The 18,211-nt window shown below is 65.6% G+C and carries 15 protein-coding genes; 10 read left to right on the top strand and 5 right to left on the bottom strand.

The features are described from left to right. Nucleotides 1–64 precede the first annotated feature (64 nt). Both FM113_RS02375 and def read left to right on the top strand, forming a co-directional pair. Complete coding sequence (locus tag FM113_RS02375) at nt 65–3,463, top strand: pyruvate carboxylase (RefSeq protein WP_087011110.1); 3,399 nt, start codon at nt 65–67, stop codon at nt 3,461–3,463. A 9-nt stretch (nt 3,464–3,472) separates the two neighbouring features. Continuing rightward, on the top strand, nt 3,473–3,964 hold the full coding sequence (def, locus tag FM113_RS02370; RefSeq protein ID WP_087011108.1) for a peptide deformylase: 492 nt from the start codon (nt 3,473–3,475) through the stop codon (nt 3,962–3,964). On the opposite strand, the gene FM113_RS02365 is transcribed toward def, so the two are convergent. Genes FM113_RS02365 through FM113_RS02355 form a run of 3 tightly spaced genes read right to left on the bottom strand, consistent with a single transcriptional unit; the run spans nt 3,961 to nt 6,945 of the window. Next, nucleotides 3,961–4,419, bottom strand: a complete 459-nt coding sequence (locus FM113_RS02365; RefSeq protein WP_087011106.1) for an SRPBCC domain-containing protein — start codon at nt 4,417–4,419, stop codon at nt 3,961–3,963. The two genes, def and FM113_RS02365, sit on opposite strands and share 4 nt — an antisense overlap. 56 nt (nt 4,420–4,475) lie before the next feature. Further along, nucleotides 4,476–5,081 carry a hypothetical protein gene (locus FM113_RS02360; protein ID WP_087011104.1) on the bottom strand — a complete coding sequence of 202 codons (606 nt, stop codon included), beginning with the start codon at nt 5,079–5,081 and terminating at the stop codon, nt 4,476–4,478. Nucleotides 5,082–5,118: 37 nt separating this feature from the next. Further along, nucleotides 5,119–6,945: a long-chain fatty acid--CoA ligase gene (locus FM113_RS02355; protein ID WP_087011102.1), complete on the bottom strand. Its 1,827-nt coding sequence runs from the start codon at nt 6,943–6,945 to the stop codon at nt 5,119–5,121. Between the two features lie 143 nt (nt 6,946–7,088). On the opposite strand from FM113_RS02355, the gene FM113_RS02350 reads away from it, so the two are divergent. Together FM113_RS02350 and FM113_RS02345 are read left to right on the top strand one after the other, a co-directional pair. Then, nucleotides 7,089–7,766, top strand: a complete 678-nt coding sequence (locus FM113_RS02350; RefSeq protein ID WP_087011100.1) for a 1-acyl-sn-glycerol-3-phosphate acyltransferase — start codon at nt 7,089–7,091, stop codon at nt 7,764–7,766. 108 nt (nt 7,767–7,874) lie between these two features. Continuing rightward, nucleotides 7,875–9,245, top strand: a complete 1,371-nt coding sequence (locus tag FM113_RS02345) for a class II 3-deoxy-7-phosphoheptulonate synthase (protein WP_087011098.1) — start codon at nt 7,875–7,877, stop codon at nt 9,243–9,245. A 49-nt stretch (nt 9,246–9,294) separates the two neighbouring features. On the opposite strand, the gene pknB is transcribed toward FM113_RS02345, so the two are convergent. Beyond that, the gene (pknB, locus tag FM113_RS02340) at nt 9,295–11,280 is read right to left on the bottom strand and encodes a Stk1 family PASTA domain-containing Ser/Thr kinase (RefSeq protein ID WP_254908830.1); all 1,986 of its coding nucleotides are present in this window, start codon (nt 11,278–11,280) and stop codon (nt 9,295–9,297) included. A gap of 94 nt (nt 11,281–11,374) precedes the next feature. Here pknB and FM113_RS02335 point away from each other — a divergent pair, with 94 nt between their 5' ends. Further along, nucleotides 11,375–11,722, top strand: coding sequence for an Rv2175c family DNA-binding protein (locus FM113_RS02335; protein ID WP_087011094.1), 348 nt, complete (start codon nt 11,375–11,377; stop codon nt 11,720–11,722). A gap of 66 nt (nt 11,723–11,788) precedes the next feature. On the opposite strand, the gene FM113_RS02330 is transcribed toward FM113_RS02335, so the two are convergent. Then, complete coding sequence (locus FM113_RS02330; protein ID WP_087011092.1) at nt 11,789–12,889, bottom strand: polyprenyl synthetase family protein; 1,101 nt, start codon at nt 12,887–12,889, stop codon at nt 11,789–11,791. Nucleotides 12,890–12,961: 72 nt separating this feature from the next. Here FM113_RS02330 and FM113_RS02325 point away from each other — a divergent pair, with 72 nt between their 5' ends. From FM113_RS02325 to FM113_RS02300, 5 genes are all read left to right on the top strand, one after another. Next, entirely contained in the window at nt 12,962–13,336 is a 375-nt protein-coding gene (locus tag FM113_RS02325; RefSeq protein ID WP_087011090.1) for a DUF3040 domain-containing protein, read from the top strand. Nucleotides 13,337–14,344: 1,008 nt separating this feature from the next. Then, nucleotides 14,345–14,776 (top strand): division/cell wall cluster transcriptional repressor MraZ, encoded by a 432-nt coding sequence (gene mraZ, locus FM113_RS02315; RefSeq protein ID WP_087011086.1) that lies wholly within the window; start codon nt 14,345–14,347, stop codon nt 14,774–14,776. A gap of 13 nt (nt 14,777–14,789) precedes the next feature. Next, entirely contained in the window at nt 14,790–15,758 is a 969-nt protein-coding gene (gene rsmH, locus FM113_RS02310) for a 16S rRNA (cytosine(1402)-N(4))-methyltransferase RsmH (RefSeq protein WP_087011084.1), read from the top strand. Continuing rightward, nucleotides 15,755–16,387, top strand: coding sequence for a hypothetical protein (locus FM113_RS02305; RefSeq protein WP_087011082.1), 633 nt, complete (start codon nt 15,755–15,757; stop codon nt 16,385–16,387). The genes rsmH and FM113_RS02305 overlap by 4 nt, the downstream gene beginning before the upstream one ends. A 27-nt stretch (nt 16,388–16,414) precedes the next feature. Next, nucleotides 16,415–18,211, top strand: a complete 1,797-nt coding sequence (locus FM113_RS02300; protein WP_087011080.1) for a penicillin-binding protein 2 — start codon at nt 16,415–16,417, stop codon at nt 18,209–18,211.

Below are 18,211 nucleotides of genomic sequence, written 5' to 3'. Positions count from 1 at the left end.
GATATCGAACGATTCGTGCGGTCTGGGCAACCGACGTTGACTGAATACAGAGAGGTGTTTCTGCATGTTTGAGAAGATTTTGGTTGCCAATCGTGGTGAGATCGCGATTCGTGCGTTCCGTGCGGCGCATGAGCTGGGTGCGCTCACGGTCGCGGTATTTCCCTATGAGGATCGGAACTCGCTGCACCGTTTGAAGGCGGACGAGGCGTATCTGATCGGCGAGGTCGGGCACCCGGTGCGCGCGTACCTTGATATTGCCGAGATCGTGCGGGTCGCGGTTGAATCGGGAGCTGACGCGATCTACCCGGGGTACGGTTTCCTTTCCGAAAATCCGGGGCTCGCGGCCGCGGCTGAAGCGGCGGGGATCCGATTTATTGGGCCTGGCAAACTGGCGCTCGAGATGGCCGGGAACAAGGTCGCTGCGAAGGAGCACGCGATCAAGGCCGGTGTGCCGGTGCTGCGTTCGACGCCGCCCACCACGAACGTCGAAGAGCTCGTGACGGGGGCCGCGGAGATCGGATTCCCGGTGTTCGCGAAGGCTGTTGCCGGCGGTGGTGGGCGTGGTATGCGACGGGTCGAACGACCCGAGGACCTGCGCGACGCGCTCGAAGCGGCGATGCGCGAGGCCGATTCCGCGTTCGGTGATCCGACAATGTTCATCGAGCAGGCTGTGCTGCGACCCCGCCATATCGAGGTGCAAGTTCTCGCAGACGCATCGGGCGCCGTTGTGCACCTGTTCGAGCGCGATTGCTCCGTGCAGCGCCGCCATCAGAAGGTCGTGGAGATTGCGCCGGCCCCGAACCTCCCTGTGGGGAAGCGGGAAGAACTTACCCGAGACGCGATCGCGTTCGCCGAATCGATTGGCTATGAAAACGCGGGAACGGTGGAGTTTCTCCTCGATACCGAGGGGGAGCGTGCGGGGGAGCACGTATTCATTGAGATGAACCCCCGCATCCAGGTTGAACACACAGTCACCGAAGAGGTGACGGATGTGGACCTTGTGCGCGCGCAGATGCAGATCGCCGCCGGCGCGACGCTTGCGGAGCTCGGACTCACACAGGACCAGATCCACCTGCGTGGGGCGGCACTCCAGTGCCGGATCACGACGGAGGATCCGGCGAACGGCTTCCGGCCAGACCTGGGCCGGATCACCGCGTACCGCTCGCCGGGCGGCGGTGGCGTACGTCTCGACGGCGGGACGATCAACGCTGGCGCGCAGATCAGCCCTCACTTCGACTCGATGCTCGCGAAGCTCACGTGCCGGGGCCGCTCCTTCGAAGACGCGGTGGTGCGGGCGCGGCGCGCTCTTGCGGAGTTCAGGATTCGTGGCGTCGCCACGAACATCCCCTTCCTGCAAGCCGTGCTCGCCGATCCGGCATTCCAAGCTGGGGATGTGGCGACCTCGTTTATTGAAGAACGTCCCGAGCTGCTCAGCATGAACAAGCCGAAGGACCGGGCAACGCGGCTGCTGCAGCACGTCGCGAACGTCACAGTGAACCAGCCGAACGGGCCTCGCCCCGAGGGCATCGACCCGGCGGCGAAGCTTCCCGCGCTGGATCTGTCCCGGCCCGCCCCTTCAGGGCAGCGGTCGCGGCTGTTGGAACTTGGGCCGGAGCGCTATGCGCGATCCTTGCGCGAGCAGACCGCGCTGGCTGTCACCGACACCACGTTCCGGGACGCCCACCAGTCGCTCCTTGCCACTCGCGTGCGCACCAAGGACCTGGCCCGCGTCGCGCCGTATGTGGCCCGCATGACGCCCGAGCTGTGGTCTGTGGAGGCGTGGGGCGGGGCGACTTACGATGTGGCACTCCGATTCCTGGGCGAGGATCCGTGGGAACGCCTGGCAACTCTTCGCGAGTCGCTCGGAGACGTGCCGATTCAGATGCTGTTGCGCGGACAGAACACCGTTGGCTACACCCCGTACCCGGCGAACGTGGCGCGTTCCTTCGTGGCTGAGGCTGCCGCGACGGGTGTTGACGTGTTCCGGATCTTCGACGCGCTGAACGACGTGAAGCAGATGCGTGTGGCGATCGACGCAGTGCGGGACACGGGCACCGCGGTCGCAGAGGTGGCGATGGCCTACACCGGCAATCTGCTCTCGCCGGCGGAGGACAAATACACCCTGGACTACTACCTGAACCTCGCGGACGAGATCGTGGCGGCGGGTGCCCACGTGCTCGCGATCAAGGACATGGCCGGGCTCTTGCGCCCCGCGGCGGCCGCGAAACTCGTGACCGCCCTGCGGGAGCGCTTCCATCTCCCCGTGCACCTGCACACCCACGACACCCCGGGCGGGCAGCTCGCGACACTGCTTGCGGCCGCACAAGCGGGCGTCGACGCGGTCGATGTCGCGTCTGCGCCGATGTCGGGGACCACGAGTCAGCCATCGTTGTCGGGCCTGGTCGCATCGCTCGCGGACACGGAACGGGATACCGGGCTCAGCCAGGACGCGGTGTTTGCGCTGGAACCGTACTGGGATGCGGTGCGTTCGGTGTACCGTCCGTTTGAGTCGGGCCTGCCGGCTCCGACCGGGCGGGTGTACTCCCATGAGATCCCCGGCGGGCAGCTCTCCAACCTGCGCCAGCAGGCAATCGCACTGGGGCTCGCCAACGAGTTCGAGAAGATTGAGGACATGTACGCGGCGGCGGATCGACTGCTGGGCCGAATCCCGAAGGTCACGCCGTCGTCAAAGGTCGTGGGGGATCTTGCCCTGCACCTTGCCGCGGTTGACGCGGATCCGGCAGATTTTGCGGCACACCCGGAAAACTATGACATCCCAGATTCCGTGGTCGGCTTCTTGGCAGGGGAACTCGGCGAGATCCCCGGCGGCTGGCCCGAACCGTTCCGCAGCAAGGTGCTTGCCGGGCGGAACGTGAACGTGGGTGTCACACCGCTGTCCGCGGCGGACGAAGCGCTGCTTGCTGCGTCGGGCGTGGCGCGCCAGCAGGCCCTGAACCGTCTCCTGTTCCCGGTCCCGACACAGCAGTTTGAGCGGGATCGGGAACTGTTCGGCGATCTCTCGGTCCTGGACACCCCCGATTACCTGTACGGCTTGGAAGCGGGCACCGAATACGCGATCGACCTTGCGAAGGGCGTGCGTCTCTACGTCGGTCTCGAAGCGATTGGCGAGGCCGATGACAAGGGCGTGCGGACCGTAATGGTGCGTGTAAACGGTCAGTTGCGGCAGGTGTTCGTGAAAGACGAACGCGTTGCCGTGTCGGCCCCGGTCGCAGAGAAGGCGGATCGCACGGTTGCCGGGCAGCTCGCGGCACCCTTCTCGGGGACTGTCACGGTGAAGGTCCAGGCCGGCGACACCGTCGAGGTGGGGCAGCCGATCGCGACGATCGAGGCGATGAAGATGGAGGCGGCAATCACGGCCCCGGTCGCGGGTGTCGTGGAGCGGCTCGTGTTTAGCGGGACCCGCGCACTGGAGGCGGGCGACCTCATCGTCATCATCGCCTAAGCTGGGTGAGTGGCAGTACGAGATATCCGCCTGTTTGGCGACCCGGCCCTCCGCACAGTCTGTGAACCGGTCGGGGAGGTGGACGAGGGCGTGCGTGCTCTTGTCACCGACCTCCTCGACACGGTCGCCTTCGATGGGCGGGCCGGGCTTGCCTCCACCCAGATCGGGCACAACCTGCGCGCCTTTTCACTGAACATCGACGGGAACGTCAGCTATGTGCTGAATCCGGAGATCGTGGCGCTTGAGGGGGAGCCTGTGCCCACGGGTGAGGGGTGTCTCTCGGTGCCGGATTTGTGGTTCGAGGTGCTGCGGTACCCGCGCGCAACGGTGCGCGGGATCGACCTCGACGGGAACGAGATTGTGATCTCGGGGGAGGGCCTGCTCGCGCAGGCCCTCCAGCACGAGTGCGACCATCTCGATGGCAAGCTCTACATCAGCCGCCTGGACCGTGAATCGCGTGGCGAAGCGATGCGTCAGATCCGAACCTCGAGCTGGTTCTAGCGCGCCTCGGCGAGCGTGAGGATCTCATCGAAGAACAGTTGCCAGCCGTCAAGCGTCGCGGCCTTTTGCTCCTCCGGGAAATCCGGGGTCTCCTGCGTCATGTGTAGCGCAGCGCCCCCGTCGGCAGGGCCGATGGTGACCGATACGGGCACCCCATCTGACACTGCGTCGGCACCCGGCTGGTCCGTCAGGGTGAACACAAACTCGTGCGGCGGATCGACGCGCACAAAGTGTCCGGCCCAGTCGATTGTGTTCCCGTCCGGCAGCACCATCGTTGCGAACCAGGGTTCCCCGGTCACCGCGGTGAACGAGAGTCTGTCTGCTGGCACGTCGACGTCTGGGCCGCCGAACCAGTGTGCAAAGGCCTCGGCCTCGGTGAGCGCGGCGAATACAGCTTCGGGAGATGCGATCGTGGTGCGATCGATGACAATGCCTGTTGCGGTGACACCGGTCATGGCGTGCTCCCCTCAGAGTGTGTGCGTGTGCGAAGATGCTACCGCGAGCGGGGCAGCTATGGGGTCTTCGTACGGTACTTCCCGTCAGATTCGAAGACGGAGCCATCGTCTCGGGTGATGGTGATGTCAACGTCCAGGTCTTCGCCCGCGAGGAAGCGGCGCTCGTACTCTGCCGTCTGCTCCGCGTACTCGCGCAGCTGCGCCGCATTGTCCGGCGTTGCGGGGGTGAACCGCACCGCGCTGCGAAGATCGGTGAGCACGTAGAGGAACGCCGTGATGTAGTCAGGATCCACGGTGTCTCCGCCGGGGACAAGCTGCGTGATCGTGCCGTCAGAACGCGCGGTCCGGTATTTCTCGGTTGTCGACACGATGTACTCGGAATCCGTGGCGGCCTGCGAAGCGAGGCCATCGGTGTGCTCCGAGGCGTCGTGTCCGGGCCGCTTGGGCTCGGGATATGCCGGCGATTCCGGAGTCGGAAGCTGCCGCTCGGGCATCGCGTCGTTCAGCGTGCGACCGAGCGCGTTGATTCCCCAGATCCCGGCGCCGAGCAGCAGGATCAAGAGGGCGCTCACGCCGACGATCAGCCCGATCGCCCAGCCCGGGAGTCCCTGCTTCGGCGGCACCGGCGACTGATTTGCCTGAGGGTGTGGCTCGTATGTCACAGGGACTCCCTTGGGTTGTGCGGCTCCTGCCGCGCGGCTACTTCTGCGTGTCGACCGCTTCGGTCTGCGGGTTCTCGCCGTAGAGTTTTGAGATTTCGCCGGCGAAGTCGCGGAGAATTGCGTCGCGACGGATGCTCATCTTCGGGGTGAGATGGCCGTTCGCCTCGATGAACTCGGTGGGCAGCGCCACGAACTTGCGGATCGACTCGGCACGGGAGACGTATTTGTTCCCCTCGTCGATCGCGCTCTGGATTTCCGCCAGCACCTTCGGGTTGCGTACGGCTTCTTCGAGCGACATTGTCGGATCCTCGCCCTGGTTTTTCAACCAAGCCGGCAGCATTTCTGGATCGAGTGTCACGAGCGCGGAGATGAACGGCTTCTGATCGCCGACGACAACGACCTGACCGATGATCGTGTTCGCGCGGATCGGATCCTCAAGCGCGGCCGGTGCGACGTTCTTGCCGCCGGCAGTGACGATGATCTCCTTCTTGCGGCCCGTGATCGTGAGGTAACCGTCCTCGTCCAGCGAGCCCAGGTCGCCGGTCCGGAAGAAGCCATCCTCGGTGAACGCGTCCCGCGTGGCGACTGGGTTGTTCCAGTACTCCTTGAACACGTCGATGCCCTTGATCTCAACTTCGCCGTCGTCCGCGATGCGGATCGTGTGGCCGGGGAGTGCGGGGCCCACGGTGCCGATCTTGAACTTGTCGGGCAGGTTCACCGAGACGGGCGCGGTCGACTCGGTCAGGCCGTAGCCCTCGAGGATCTTGACGCCGAGACTGCGGTAGAAATGCCCGAGGTAGTGGCTGAGCGGCGCAGAACCGGAGACAGCGTACTTCACGTTTCCGCCGAGCTTTTCGCGCAGCTTTGTGAAGACAAGCTTGTCGAACACCTTGAACTTCAGCCCGAGCATGAACGGGACATGCCCGGCGTCGATCGCCTCAGAATGCTGGACGGCAACCTTCGCGGCGGCCCGGAAAATCTTGCCCTTGCCGTCGGCCTCGGTGCTCTGCTCTGCTGAGTTGTAGACCTTCTCGAACACGCGCGGCACGGCGAGCAGGAAGGTCGGCTTGAACGAGCCGAGCGCCGGCAGCAACTTCGAGGTGTCCGGCTCGTGGCCAACGCGAACGCCAGCGTGCACAGCCAGCACCGAGATGAAACGGGCGAACACGTGCGCCAGGGTCACAAACAACAGGGTTGATGCGCCGGGTTGGACGACCTGATCCAGCGCAGCCCCGGCGTTGCGGGAGAGGTCAACGAAGTTCGAGTGGGTCAGCACGCAGCCGCGGGGCCGGCCCGTGGAGCCAGAGGTGTAGATCAGCGTCGCCATGTCACTGCCCACGGCGATGTTGCGACGGCGCTCGATCTCGGCGTCGGGGACCTCGCGGCCCGCGGCAGTGAGGCTTGCGATTGCGTCCTCGTCGAGGCGCCAGGTGAGCTCGAGATCCGGCAGATCACTGCGAATCTCCGCAACGCGATCCGCGTAGTCGGCGGTCTGCATAACGATCCCGCGCGCGCCCGAATCCTCGAGAATCCAGTGGATCTGCAGCGGCGACGACGTCTCGTATACGGGCACCATGACGGCACCCGCGTAGTGGAGCGCGAAGTCCACGAGCGTCCACGGGTAGCTCGTCTTGCACATGAACGCGATTCGGTCGCCCGGTTCGACTCCGGCTGACACGAAGCCCTTGGCGAGCCCGACGACCTGGGCGCGGAACTCCGTCGCCGTGATGTCGCGCCAGTCGCCCTGCTCGGGAACCGAGAAGAGGACACGATCCGGCGTCGCAGCGACACGCTGCTCCAGCAGGTCGGAAATGTTGTCCTCGGGGACGGGTGGGATCAGAATGGGCATTTCAGACTGTTTCACGGCAGCTCCCTTGATACCTGTTACAGGCCTTCACGGTGTGCGGCTCACTCAGCCGCAACGTCACATGATTGAGCCTATATGCATACCGGTGTGTGACCGCTGTGTCGGCTAGTCTTGTCGGTATCGAGAGGAAACCACCCACTGTGCTCTACTGGATCTTTAAACACCTGATCATCGGGCCGTTACTGAAAATGTTCTATCGCCCCTGGGTAGAGGGTGCCGAGAACATTCCGGCGACGGGGCCCGTAATTATTGTGGGAAACCACCTCTCCGTTGTGGACTCTTTTTTCCTCCCGGTGATGATCGACCGGCGCATTTACTTCCTCGCGAAGAGCGATTACTTCACGGGTAAAGGCCTGAAAGGTTGGATCGTGAAGACGTTCATGACCGCTGTCGGGCAGCTCCCCATTGACCGCTCGGGCGGCAAGGCCTCCGAAGCCTCGCTCAACACGGCGCTCGGTGTGCTGGATCGCGGCGAGGTGCTCGGCATCTACCCCGAGGGCACGCGCAGCCCCGACGCTCGGCTCTACCGTGGGCGCACAGGCGTGGCGCGGATGGTGCTTGAATCCGGCGCAACCGTGGTGCCCGTGGTGATGATCGACACCGAAAAGGCGATGCCGATTGGCGCGAAGATTCCGAAGATCCGCCGCATCGGCACCGTGATCGGTAAGCCGCTCGATTTCTCTCGCTTTGCCGGGATGAGTGCTGACCGCTTTGTGCTGCGCAGCGTGACCGACGAGATCATGCTTGAGATCCAGCGCCTGAGTGGCCAGGAATACGTTGACGTGTACGCCTCGAGCGTGCGCGCCCGCACCGCGTAGCGCTCTGAGCGGAACCGCCCGGCGTGTTTCCCACAGGGGAGTAAGCTGGGGGCTTGTGGCACCCTGCCACACGTGTACGCGAATTCACCCCAACCCAAGGGAATACTGATGACGAGCAACACCACTCTGACTGCGCAAACCGGAGCGTTCGCGGGGCTTGACGCCTATCGCACGCTCGAGGCGAAGCAGCAGCCGGAGTGGCCGGACGCCGAGGCGGCTCAGCGCGCGTCAGCGGAGCTCGCCAGTCAGCCGCCGCTCGTGTTCGCCGGGGAAGCCGATCAGCTGCGCGCCCGGCTCGCCGCTGCGGCCCGGGGAGAAGCGTTCCTGCTGCAGGGCGGGGATTGCGCCGAAACCTTCGAAGCTGCCACCGCCGACAAGATCCGGGACCGCGTGAAGACGCTGCTGCAGATGGCGGTCGTGCTCACCTACGGCGCCTCGATGCCCGTGATCAAGGTCGGTCGTATGGCTGGCCAGTTCGCGAAGCCGCGCTCAAGCACGACGGAGACCCGCGACGGAGTCACTCTGCCGGCCTACCGTGGCGACATCGTCAACGGCTTCGACTTCACTCTGGAGTCGCGCACCGCCGACCCGCAGCGCCTGGTGCGCGGCTACCACGTCTCCGCGTCCACGCTGAACCTGATCCGTGCGTTCACGCAGGGTGGTTTCGCCGATCTGCGGCAGGTGCACGAATGGAACAAGGGCTTCGTGTCGAACCCGGCGAACCAGCGCTACGAGTCGCTCGCCGCCGAGATCGATCGGGCGCTGAAGTTCATGGACGCATGCGGCGTTGATCACACGGCGCTCACGCAGACCGAGTTCTACGTGAGTCACGAGGCGCTGCTGCTTGACTACGAGCGCCCGCTCACGCGCATTGACTCGCGCACTGGCGATCTCTACGACACCTCAAGCCACATGCTCTGGATCGGGGAGCGCACGCGCGACCTTGACGGAGCACACGTCGAGTTCCTCTCGCATGTGCGCAACCCGATCGGGGTCAAGCTCGGCCCCACGGCAACTGTCGACGACGCGCTGCGCCTGATCGACAAGCTCGACCCCGAACGCGAGCCGGGACGCCTGACGTTCATCACGCGCATGGGTGCGGGCAAGATTCGCGACGTGCTGCCCGGCCTGCTCGCCGGGGTGCGCGATGCGGGCGCGACGCCGCTGTGGGTGACCGACCCGATGCACGGCAACGGGATCACCACCTCGAACGGGTTCAAGACGCGCCGCTTCGACGACGTCATGGACGAGCTGCGCGGCTTCTTCGAGGCGCACCGCGAGGTGGGCACCTTCCCCGGCGGCATCCACGTCGAACTCACGGGGGACGACGTCACCGAGTGCCTGGGTGGATCAGAAAACATTGACGAGGCGACCCTGGGCCAGCGCTACGAGTCGCTCTGCGATCCGCGCCTGAACCACATGCAGTCCCTCGAGCTCGCCTTCCTGGTGGCGGAGGAACTGAAACACTCCGTTCGCTAGCGCGGACGCGTGAGGGGGCGGTGCCGATTCGGCACCGCCCCCTCACGCGTTACAGGGAGATCGTGCTTTTGACGCGGATCTCGGTGCCCGCTTCCACGCGCTCGCCCGCTGCGGGATCCGTGGCCGTTGCCTTCGCGAGGCTTCGGAGCGGTTCAGGAACGAGCGTGCTCGGGGCGAAGCCGGCCGCGGAGAGTGCGTCCATCGCCTCTTGCAGGCCCATCCCTGCGATGTCTGGGATTTCAAAGAGTTCCGGCCCGAGCGATACCTGGAGGCCAACGGCGTCTCCCGGACGCACCGGGTCAGTCGAGAGGATCAGATCCAATACCGATCCCTTCGGGGCATCGCTGCTGTGCGCTTCAGAACCGAGTCCCGCGTCAACCACGAGACCGAGGTCCGTGAGTGCCGCGGTGGCCTGCGCGGCGTCGAGCCCGATCACATCGGGCAGTGAGCCGGCGGACACGACAAGATCGATCCGTCCCTGTTCCGGGTACTGGGCCTCGAGCGCCTCGCCCTCGGTATCGAGCGCGGCGAGGACGGTGCCGGCCTCAGCATCGGCGAAGCGCGTGTCGGCAACCGAACCGAAGGTGAAGCCGGCCGCGGAGATCTGAGCCTCGGCATCCTCCCGGGAGAGGCCGACGAGCGTCGGAACAGCTTTCATCTCGGGTCCAGTCGACTGGCAGAGCTGCACGGTGCTGCCCCGATCCAACCGCTCGCCCGCCTTCGGCTCGGTACCGGTCGCGTCACCCACCGGGATCGTGAGGTGAGCGCACTCGATGACGTCTACGCGGAGATCCTGCGCTTCAATGGCGGCCTGTGCGGACGCGAGGTCTGATCCCGCAACGTCGGGCACGGCCACCTGTGACCCGGGTCCCTGACCGAACCACCACCCAACCCCGCCGGCGAGCAATACGAGCACCACGAGTACGAGCGCGAGGACCCTGCCGCGTTTCGTGCGGCGTCGCGCCGTATCCGCCACCCGATCAATGGGGTTCTGCGGCTCGTTGTCGCTCGCCAGCGGGAGCGCCGACGCAGCATCGCCGATTACGCCATCGAGTACGGTAGTGCCGCCCGTGGCGCCGAGCGCGCTTGCATGAGTATCGAGGGTCTGCCGTTGTGCCTCGTCGAGCACAGTGGTCGCGGAGGTGGGCGCGCCCATCGCCGCAGGCATCACACGTGTGGCGTTCATATGCGGGGCCTGGCCCGCGCGGATCGCCGCGAGGTGCTCGAGCGCTTCGTCGGCGTGTGCGGGCCGAGCTTCCGGCTCGCGCTGCGTGGTCCATCGCACGAACTCGTCGAGCTCGGGGCTCGCCTCCGCGCTCACGAGTGACGGCGCGGGAACCTCGGAGTGCGCGTGCTGGTACGCGATCTGCATGGGCTGCTCGCCCGTGAACGGCTGTGTGCCCGTCAGCATCTCGTAGAACATGATGCCGAAGGCGTAGAGATCGCTCCGCGCGTCGGCGACCCCGCGCGTCACAAGTTCGGGGGAGAGGTAGGCGATCGTGCCCAGCAGTGCCTGGCCGGTTGTCGTGTTCGCGCTCACCGCGCGCGCCAGGCCAAAGTCGCCGAGCTTGATCCGGCCGTCATCCGCCAGCATCACGTTTTCAGGCTTGATGTCCCGGTGGACAATGTCTTCTCGGTGCGCGGCGGCAAGACCGGAGAGGACGGCCTCGCCGATCTCCATCGTCTGCTCGGCGGTCAGATGGGTCTGCTGTTTCAGGAGATCCCGCAGCGTGATGCTCGGGAGATACTCCATGACCAGGTACGTGCGACCCGCATCTTGGCCCTGGTCAAAGACATTGACAAGGTTCGGGTGGGAAAGCCGGGCCGCGCTCCGCGCCTCCTGCTCGAAGCGGCGAGTGAAGTTTTCATCCTCGGCGAGGTGCTGGTGCATCACCTTCACGGCGACGCGCCGCTCGAGTCGAAGATCGTTCGCGAGGTACACCATCGCCATGCCCCCGCGGGCGATGCGTGAGCGAATCACGTACCGCTCATCGAGGGTCTGCCCGATCAACGGGTCTGGAGGCGCAGGTGTCACGCAGAGAGTCTACGGAAGATTCCCGGGCCACAGCCCGGCGCGCGCCGAGGACTGGCAGATTGCGCTCTGCCCCAAGCGGTGGCAGAGTTGACCTGTGGCCGAGAACATCGCACCCGAACCCTCATACTTCACGATTCCCGATCTGGTGAAGCGTTTTTCCCTGACTCCGGGGAAAGTGCACCGCCTGATCGAGGACAACTACCTCGCTGCCGTGCGCGTCGACGGCGTCCTCAGCGTGCCGGCAGAGTTTGTGCAGGGCACGGAGCCGCTGCCGCCGCTGCGCGGCACACTGCTCGTGCTGCTCGACGCGGGCTTCACACGTGACGAATCGATTGACTGGCTGTTTGCCGTCAACGAGGAGCTGGGGGAGCGGCCGATCGATTCCCTGATGGCCGGACGCAAGAGCGCGGTCCGCCGAGCCACGCAGGCGCTGGCCTTCTAAACCCCTGGGCCAACCGTTCAGGCCGGTTCACCCGCAGTGAGCGGGTGAACCGGCCTGTTACGTTTGCTACGCGTCCCGCCGAGCGGCCCGTTCAGATAGCTGCGTCAGCCGCGCGGTCGCATCGGCTCGGATGGGCGCACCCGCGAGGGCATCAATTGCGCGTTCCACGTTGCGGGAAATCATCTCCTCGACCTGCTCCACGGCACCGCTCTCGCGGATTGTGCGCTGCAGGATCGTGACCTGCTCCGGGTCTAGATCGGTGCCCAGGAGATCGTCAAAGATCCGGCGCTGGGTGGTCGGCAGGTTCTCCCGTGCGAGGGTGACGAGCACGGTGCGCTTGCCCTCGATCAGGTCGTCGCCGATGGGCTTGCCTGTGATGTCAGCGTCACCAAACACGCCGAGCTGGTCGTCGCGGAGCTGGAACGCGACTCCGACGGGAAGGCCGAAGTGCGAGAGCGCGTCCTCTGTCTCCATACTCGCTCCAGCGAGGGCTGCTCCGATGAGGAGGGGTGCTTCGACGCTGTACTTCGCGGATTTGTAGACGAGGACTCGGGTGGAACGCTCAAGCTGCTCCTCGTGAGCCGCGAATGTGGGCTGCTGCTCTTCGAGGACGTCGAGGTATTGGCCCACGGCAACCTCGCTCCGCATCCGATTGAAGTGTTCCCTTGCGCGGCGGGCGGCGGCCCGGTCCTCGGTGGCGTCACAGGCCGACTGCATGAGCTCGTCTGCCCAGGACTGGAGTAGATCGCCGAGCAGGATCGCGCCGGCGAGCCCGAAGTGATCCGCCGAACCGCGCCACCCCTCGTGCCGGTGCAGTGCGCCAAAAAGCCTGTGCGCAGCTGGCCGGCCGCGCCGCGTGTCGGAGCGGTCGATGACGTCGTCGTGAATGAGGGCTGCGGCGTGGAACAGCTCCAGCGCGCACGCCGCATCGAGAACCCGTGCAAACTCCGGCGTCACCTCACCGTCGACGTCAAGCTCGCGCACAGCGCGGAAGCCGAGCACCGCAAACTGCGCCCGGAACCGCTTGCCGCCCGTCAGGAAGCCCAGGGCTTCGTCGAGCAACGGCAGGGCGTCGGGCCCCAGGGGGGTGAGAGCTGCACGATGCCGCGTCAGCGTGGCACCGATCCGCTCCTGAATAAGGCCTGCGAGTCGCATCGTTTCTTGCACACAACTAGCCTACTCACGGGTGCGCAACGTAGACTGTAAGGTACAGATCGTTAGAGTGTCGGGAGGATCGTCATGGCGCTGTCAGAACACGAGCAGCGGCTGCTTGACGAGATGGAACGCGGTTTCTATCAGAGTGAAGCTGACGTGATGCAGACCGGGTCGGTGCGTCGTCGCCGGGTGAGCTACCGATCGCTGGTGCTGGGCATCATTGTGGTGCTCGTCGGTATTGGTGTGCTCATCGGGGGAGTCGCCGCCCAGCAGTTGTGGTTGGGGCTCATCGGCTTCGCCCTCATGGTGGGAGGGGTCACCCTCATGCTGTCGCGCGGCTCGGACTCCGTCACCGTTGAGGACGTGCTGAATGGCGCGTCATCGTCATCGTCCTCGCGTGAGTCCTTGAGTGAGCGCGCCGAGCGCCGCTGGGACGAGCGCATGGAGGGCGAACGCTAGCAGCCAGTTTTTCCGCGGGGAGTCCCGCATGCACGCCCGCGGGGCCGCGAACCACTGAGGTTCGCGGCCCCGCGGGCGTTTTGCGTGCTCCGCGCCTGCTGCGCCTGCTGCGCCTGCTGTCCGCCCCTAACCCGCGTCCGCCCGCCAGCTCGAGCCCGCCCGCCAGCTCGAGCCTATTTATCTAGCGGCACGCATTTTCCGCGGTATTTCCGTCGCTTTCGATAAAACGACTCGGGGAGGGCGTACCCCGGTGCCTGGGGAACAGTAGCTGTGCGTCCATGCGTCCGTGCGTCCGTGCGTCCGTGCGTCCGTGCGTCCGTGCGTCCGTGCGTCCGTGCGTCCGTGCGTCCGTGCGTCCGTGCGTCCGTGGGCCTGGTCCCTGTGTGCATGTATGTATGCCTGCCTGCGTCGGCCCTGCCTGCCTGCCTGCGTCGGCCCTGCCCGCGCGCGTCGGCTCGGTCTGCGTGCTGGTCTGCACCCGCTTGCGCGCCCGGGTCTGCCTGCCTGTCACCATGCTCGTCCAGCCCGAGCCAATTTATCTAGCGGTACGCATTTTCCGCGATATTTCCGTCACTTTCGATAAAACGACTCGGGGAGGATTGAGAGGGGCAGGGTTGTGAGGGGGGGAGATGGAGGAGTGAGAGCGGGAGGTGTGGGTGTGGGGTGAGGCTCGTCGGTGCCGATGCTCGTCGTATCAACCGCGTGCTCTATTTTCCCGCGCGCTCCATTTTCCTGCGCGCTCCACTTTCCCCCACTGGCTCCACTTTCCACCACCGGCTCCACTTTCCTCCACGTTTCTGCCCAGTACGCCGGGTATCGGGGCGAAAAGCCCGAGGAAATCCTCAGAAGGCCGGGCGCGGCGCGCTCAGGGCTCGCGGTTGTTCGGCCCAAGAACCGCATGATTTCAATAAGAAACGGGCTTGTGGAAGAAAGTGGAGGGAAAACCTGCCTGGGTGGAGGAAAGTGGAGTAGTGTGGACCCAAGTCGATCCGGCGGAGGGAGGAACCCATGTTCCTGGGAACCTTCACGCCCAAGCTGGACGACAAAGGGCGGTTGATTCTTCCGGCCAAATTTCGCGACGAGCTCGCTGACGGGTTAGTGATAACCCGAGGACAAGAGCACTGCCTCTACGTCTTCAGCGAGCAGGAGTTCACCGCAATGCACGAGCGCATCAGCCAAGCGCCGATGACCTCAAAGCATGCGCGTGACTACCTCCGTGTGTTCCTCTCCGGGGCGCACCCGGAGACACCGGATAAGCAGCACCGGGTCACGATCCCGCAGGGCCTGCGCGAGTACGCGGGTCTGGATCGAGACCTTGCCGTGATCGGGACCGGCTCGCGCGCCGAGATTTGGGATGCGACCGCCTGGGAGACCTACCTGCGCGAGCAGGAAGCCGTATTTTCTGACACTGACGGGGAGGTGATTCCGGGCATGTTCTAGCCCGGACACCCATATGACCACTGATACCCGCGACCCCAGCGAACTGCACGTTCCCGTGTTGCTCGACCGCTGCCTCGAACTGCTTGCCCCCGCGGCCAGCCGTGAGGGGGCGGTCGTGGTTGACGCCACCCTCGGCATGGGAGGCCATAGCGAGGCACTGCTCGATGCCCACCCCGGCCTCACGCTCATCGGCCTCGACCGCGATACCGAGGCGCTACGCCTGGCGGGCACCCGCCTTGCCCGTTTCGGCGACCGCGCGATCCGCGTCCACGCGGTGTACGACGAGATCGCGGATGCCGTGCGCGGTGCCGGGTTTGACCGCATCGACGGCGTCCTCTTTGACCTCGGCGTCTCCTCGCTGCAGCTCGACGAGGCCGACCGCGGCTTCGCCTACGCGCAGGATGCGCCGCTCGACATGCGGATGGATCAGAGCCGAGGCGAGACCGCGGCCGACGTAATCAAGGAGGCCCCCGAGGGGCGGCTTCGGGCGATCTTCGAGCGCTACGGCGAGGAGCCGCTCGCCGGCCGCTATGCCCGGGCGATCATCGCCGCGCGCCAGCTCGCCCCGATCGAGCGCAGCGGCCAGCTTGTGGACGTGCTGCAGGAAGCGACCCCCGCCGCGGTGCGGGATCAGCGCCACCCCGCCAAGCGCGTCTTCCAGGCACTGCGGATCGAGGTGAACGGTGAGCTTTCCGTGCTGGAGCGCGCGATCCCGGCCGCACTCGACCTCATCAACCTGGGCGGCCGAGCGGTGATCATGTCCTACCAGTCGCTCGAGGATCGCCTCGTGAAGCGAGAGCTTACGCGGCGTAGCCGATCGACGGCACCCGCGGGACTTCCAGTGGAACTGCCAGAGCACCGACCCGAGTTCAAGCTGCTGACGCGCGGCGCCGAACTTGCCAGTGACGAAGAACGCGCGCGCAATCCGCGGGCTATCCCGGTGCGCTTGCGTGCCGCCGAACGAACGAGGGATGGGCGATGAACAATACGGTTCCGGTCGACTTCGATCTCGCGGATTTCGCCGCGACCTCGGCCAGCACGGCAAACGCACCCGTCCGGCCCGGCACCCCGCTCACCCCGACGACACCGGGGGAGCGTCACCTCCGAATCGCGCCCGAGGCCCCGAAGTCGGCACGTCGCGCGCTGCAGAGCCCGCTGATCGGTTCGCTCGTCGCGGTTGGCGTCATCCTCGTGATTCTTGCCGTGCAACTGGGCCTGAGTATCGCGATCTCGCAGGGTGCCTACGAGACCCGCGCACTTGAAATCGAGCAGCGCGACCTCAGCCGCGTTGAGCGCGTGCTCTCACAAAACGTCGACAAGCTGTCGTCGCCGCAAAACCTCGCGGAGAACGCGACGGCCCTCGGGATGGTGCAGAACGCCCGCCCGGCGACGCTGCGCCTGAGCGACGGTGCGGTTCTCGGGACTCTCGCCTCCGAAACCTCGGAGGCCCGCGGCAACCTCATTCCGAACTCAACGCTCGAAACCATGCCTGTGGTCGACGCCGCGGGCCTGCTGGTCCCGCGCACTGCCCAGGCAGCCGCCACTCAGGCAGAAGCCACCACCGCGCCGGTACGGTTAACGGGCAAGCTGCCGGCCCCGGAGACCCACTAGCCGGCGGCACCCGGCGGGAGGAACAGCATGCGGACTGTGCGCACAGGACGGCGGCGGCGCACGATCGCACTCGCGATCGTGGTGATCGCTGCAATAGTGTTCCTGGTCCGGCTCGTGGACCTGCAGGTCGTTTCGGCCGCAGCCCTGAGCGAGGACGCCAAGGGGAAACGTGCGGTGGGGAACACGATCCTGAGCCTTCGCGGCGACATTGTCGACCGCAACGGCGAGGTGCTCGCGACGACAGACGAGCGCTACGACGTGAATCTGTCGCCCAAGAACACAAAGATCAAGGGCGGGAAGTTCTGGCGTCCTGACACAGAACGCGGCGGTGCCGCCACGGTTGAGGTGACGGCGCAGCAGGCCTTCGCCGAGATCGGTGCGATCACGGGGCAGAGCGCGGCAGAGATCCAGAAAATCGTAGACGACGCGCTCGAGGCGAACCCGAAGTCGGATTTCGCCTACGTGCAGCGCGCCGTCGATCTCACCCAGCTGAACGAGCTGAAAGCACTCGGTATCCCGTGGCTCACCTTCGAGAGCCACCACACGCGGACCTATCCCAACGGGGCCGTCGCGGGCAACATCATCGGGTTCTCAGGCTTTGAGGACGTGCCGCAGTCGGGCGTCGAAGTCTCGCAGGACGAGTGCCTCACGGGAGTGAGCGGCACGGAGACGTACGAGCGCGGGGCCGACGGGGTGCCGCTGCCGGGCAGTGTCGTGGTGGAACGAAAAGCGGAGAACGGCGGCACGGTCGAGCTGACAATCGACCGCGACCTGCAGTGGGAAGCCCAGCAGACGATCAACGCAAAGGTGCAGGAGACCGCGGCCGAGTACGGCTATATCGTGGTGATGGACATCAAGACGGGTGAGCTCGTTGCGGTCGCGGAGGACGGCTCGGTGGATCCGAACGACGTTGATGCTTCCGACCCGATGAAGCGCGAGGCACGCTCATTTGTGTCGCCCTATGAGCCCGGCTCCACGTTCAAAGCGATCACGGCCGCCGCGCTGATCGAGGAGGGTGCGGCAACGCCCGCCACGCAAAACCTGACCCCCGATCACCTCGTACCCGAGCCGAACGTGAGCTTTGGCGACGCGTTCCCGCACCAGCCTATGCCCTGGACGCTCGCAGGCATTCTGACGCAATCGTCAAACGTGGGCACCGCAACCCTGGGGAGCGCTTTGAGCCCCGAGGTGCGCTACGATTACCTGCGGAAGTTCGGCGTGGGCGAGGCGACGCAGGCGGGCATGCCGGTGGAAGACTCTGGCATGCTGATTCCCGTCGAGGACTGGGACCCGCAGACCTCGTACAACACTATGTTCGGCCAGGGCCTGTCATCGACGATCGTGCAGACCGCGGCTGTGTACCAGACCTTCGCCAACGGCGGTGTGCGCGTGCCGCCAAGCATCGTGCGTGGCTGCACCTCCCAGGACGGCACCGAAACGAAGCCGGAGCACGGCGAGCCCGTGACTGTCGTCACCCCGGAGACCTCCGCCACGATGATGCAGATGCTCGAGACAGTCACGACCGAGGCGTGGTTCTCGGACATGCTCGCGATCCCCGGCTACCGAATCGCCGGAAAGACGGGCACCGCGGAGCAGTCAGACGGCCAGGGTAGCTACCGCACGGACTACGTGCACTCCTTCGCGGGAATCTTCCCGGCCGACGACCCGCAGTATGTCGCGGTAACATCGATTGGGTTCCCGTCGGCCGGGGATGGGAGTAATGCCGCGCTGACAAGTTTCCGCGAGGTGGCCGAGGCCACGATCCGCACCTTCCATATTCCGCCGTCGACCGGGGAGTTCACCCCGCTCCCCACCGAATATTGA

Source organism: Leucobacter sp. 7(1), assembly GCF_900163635.1.
Lineage (GTDB): Bacteria > Actinomycetota > Actinomycetes > Actinomycetales > Microbacteriaceae > Leucobacter.
This window is presented reverse-complemented; position numbering and strand designations above follow the sequence as displayed.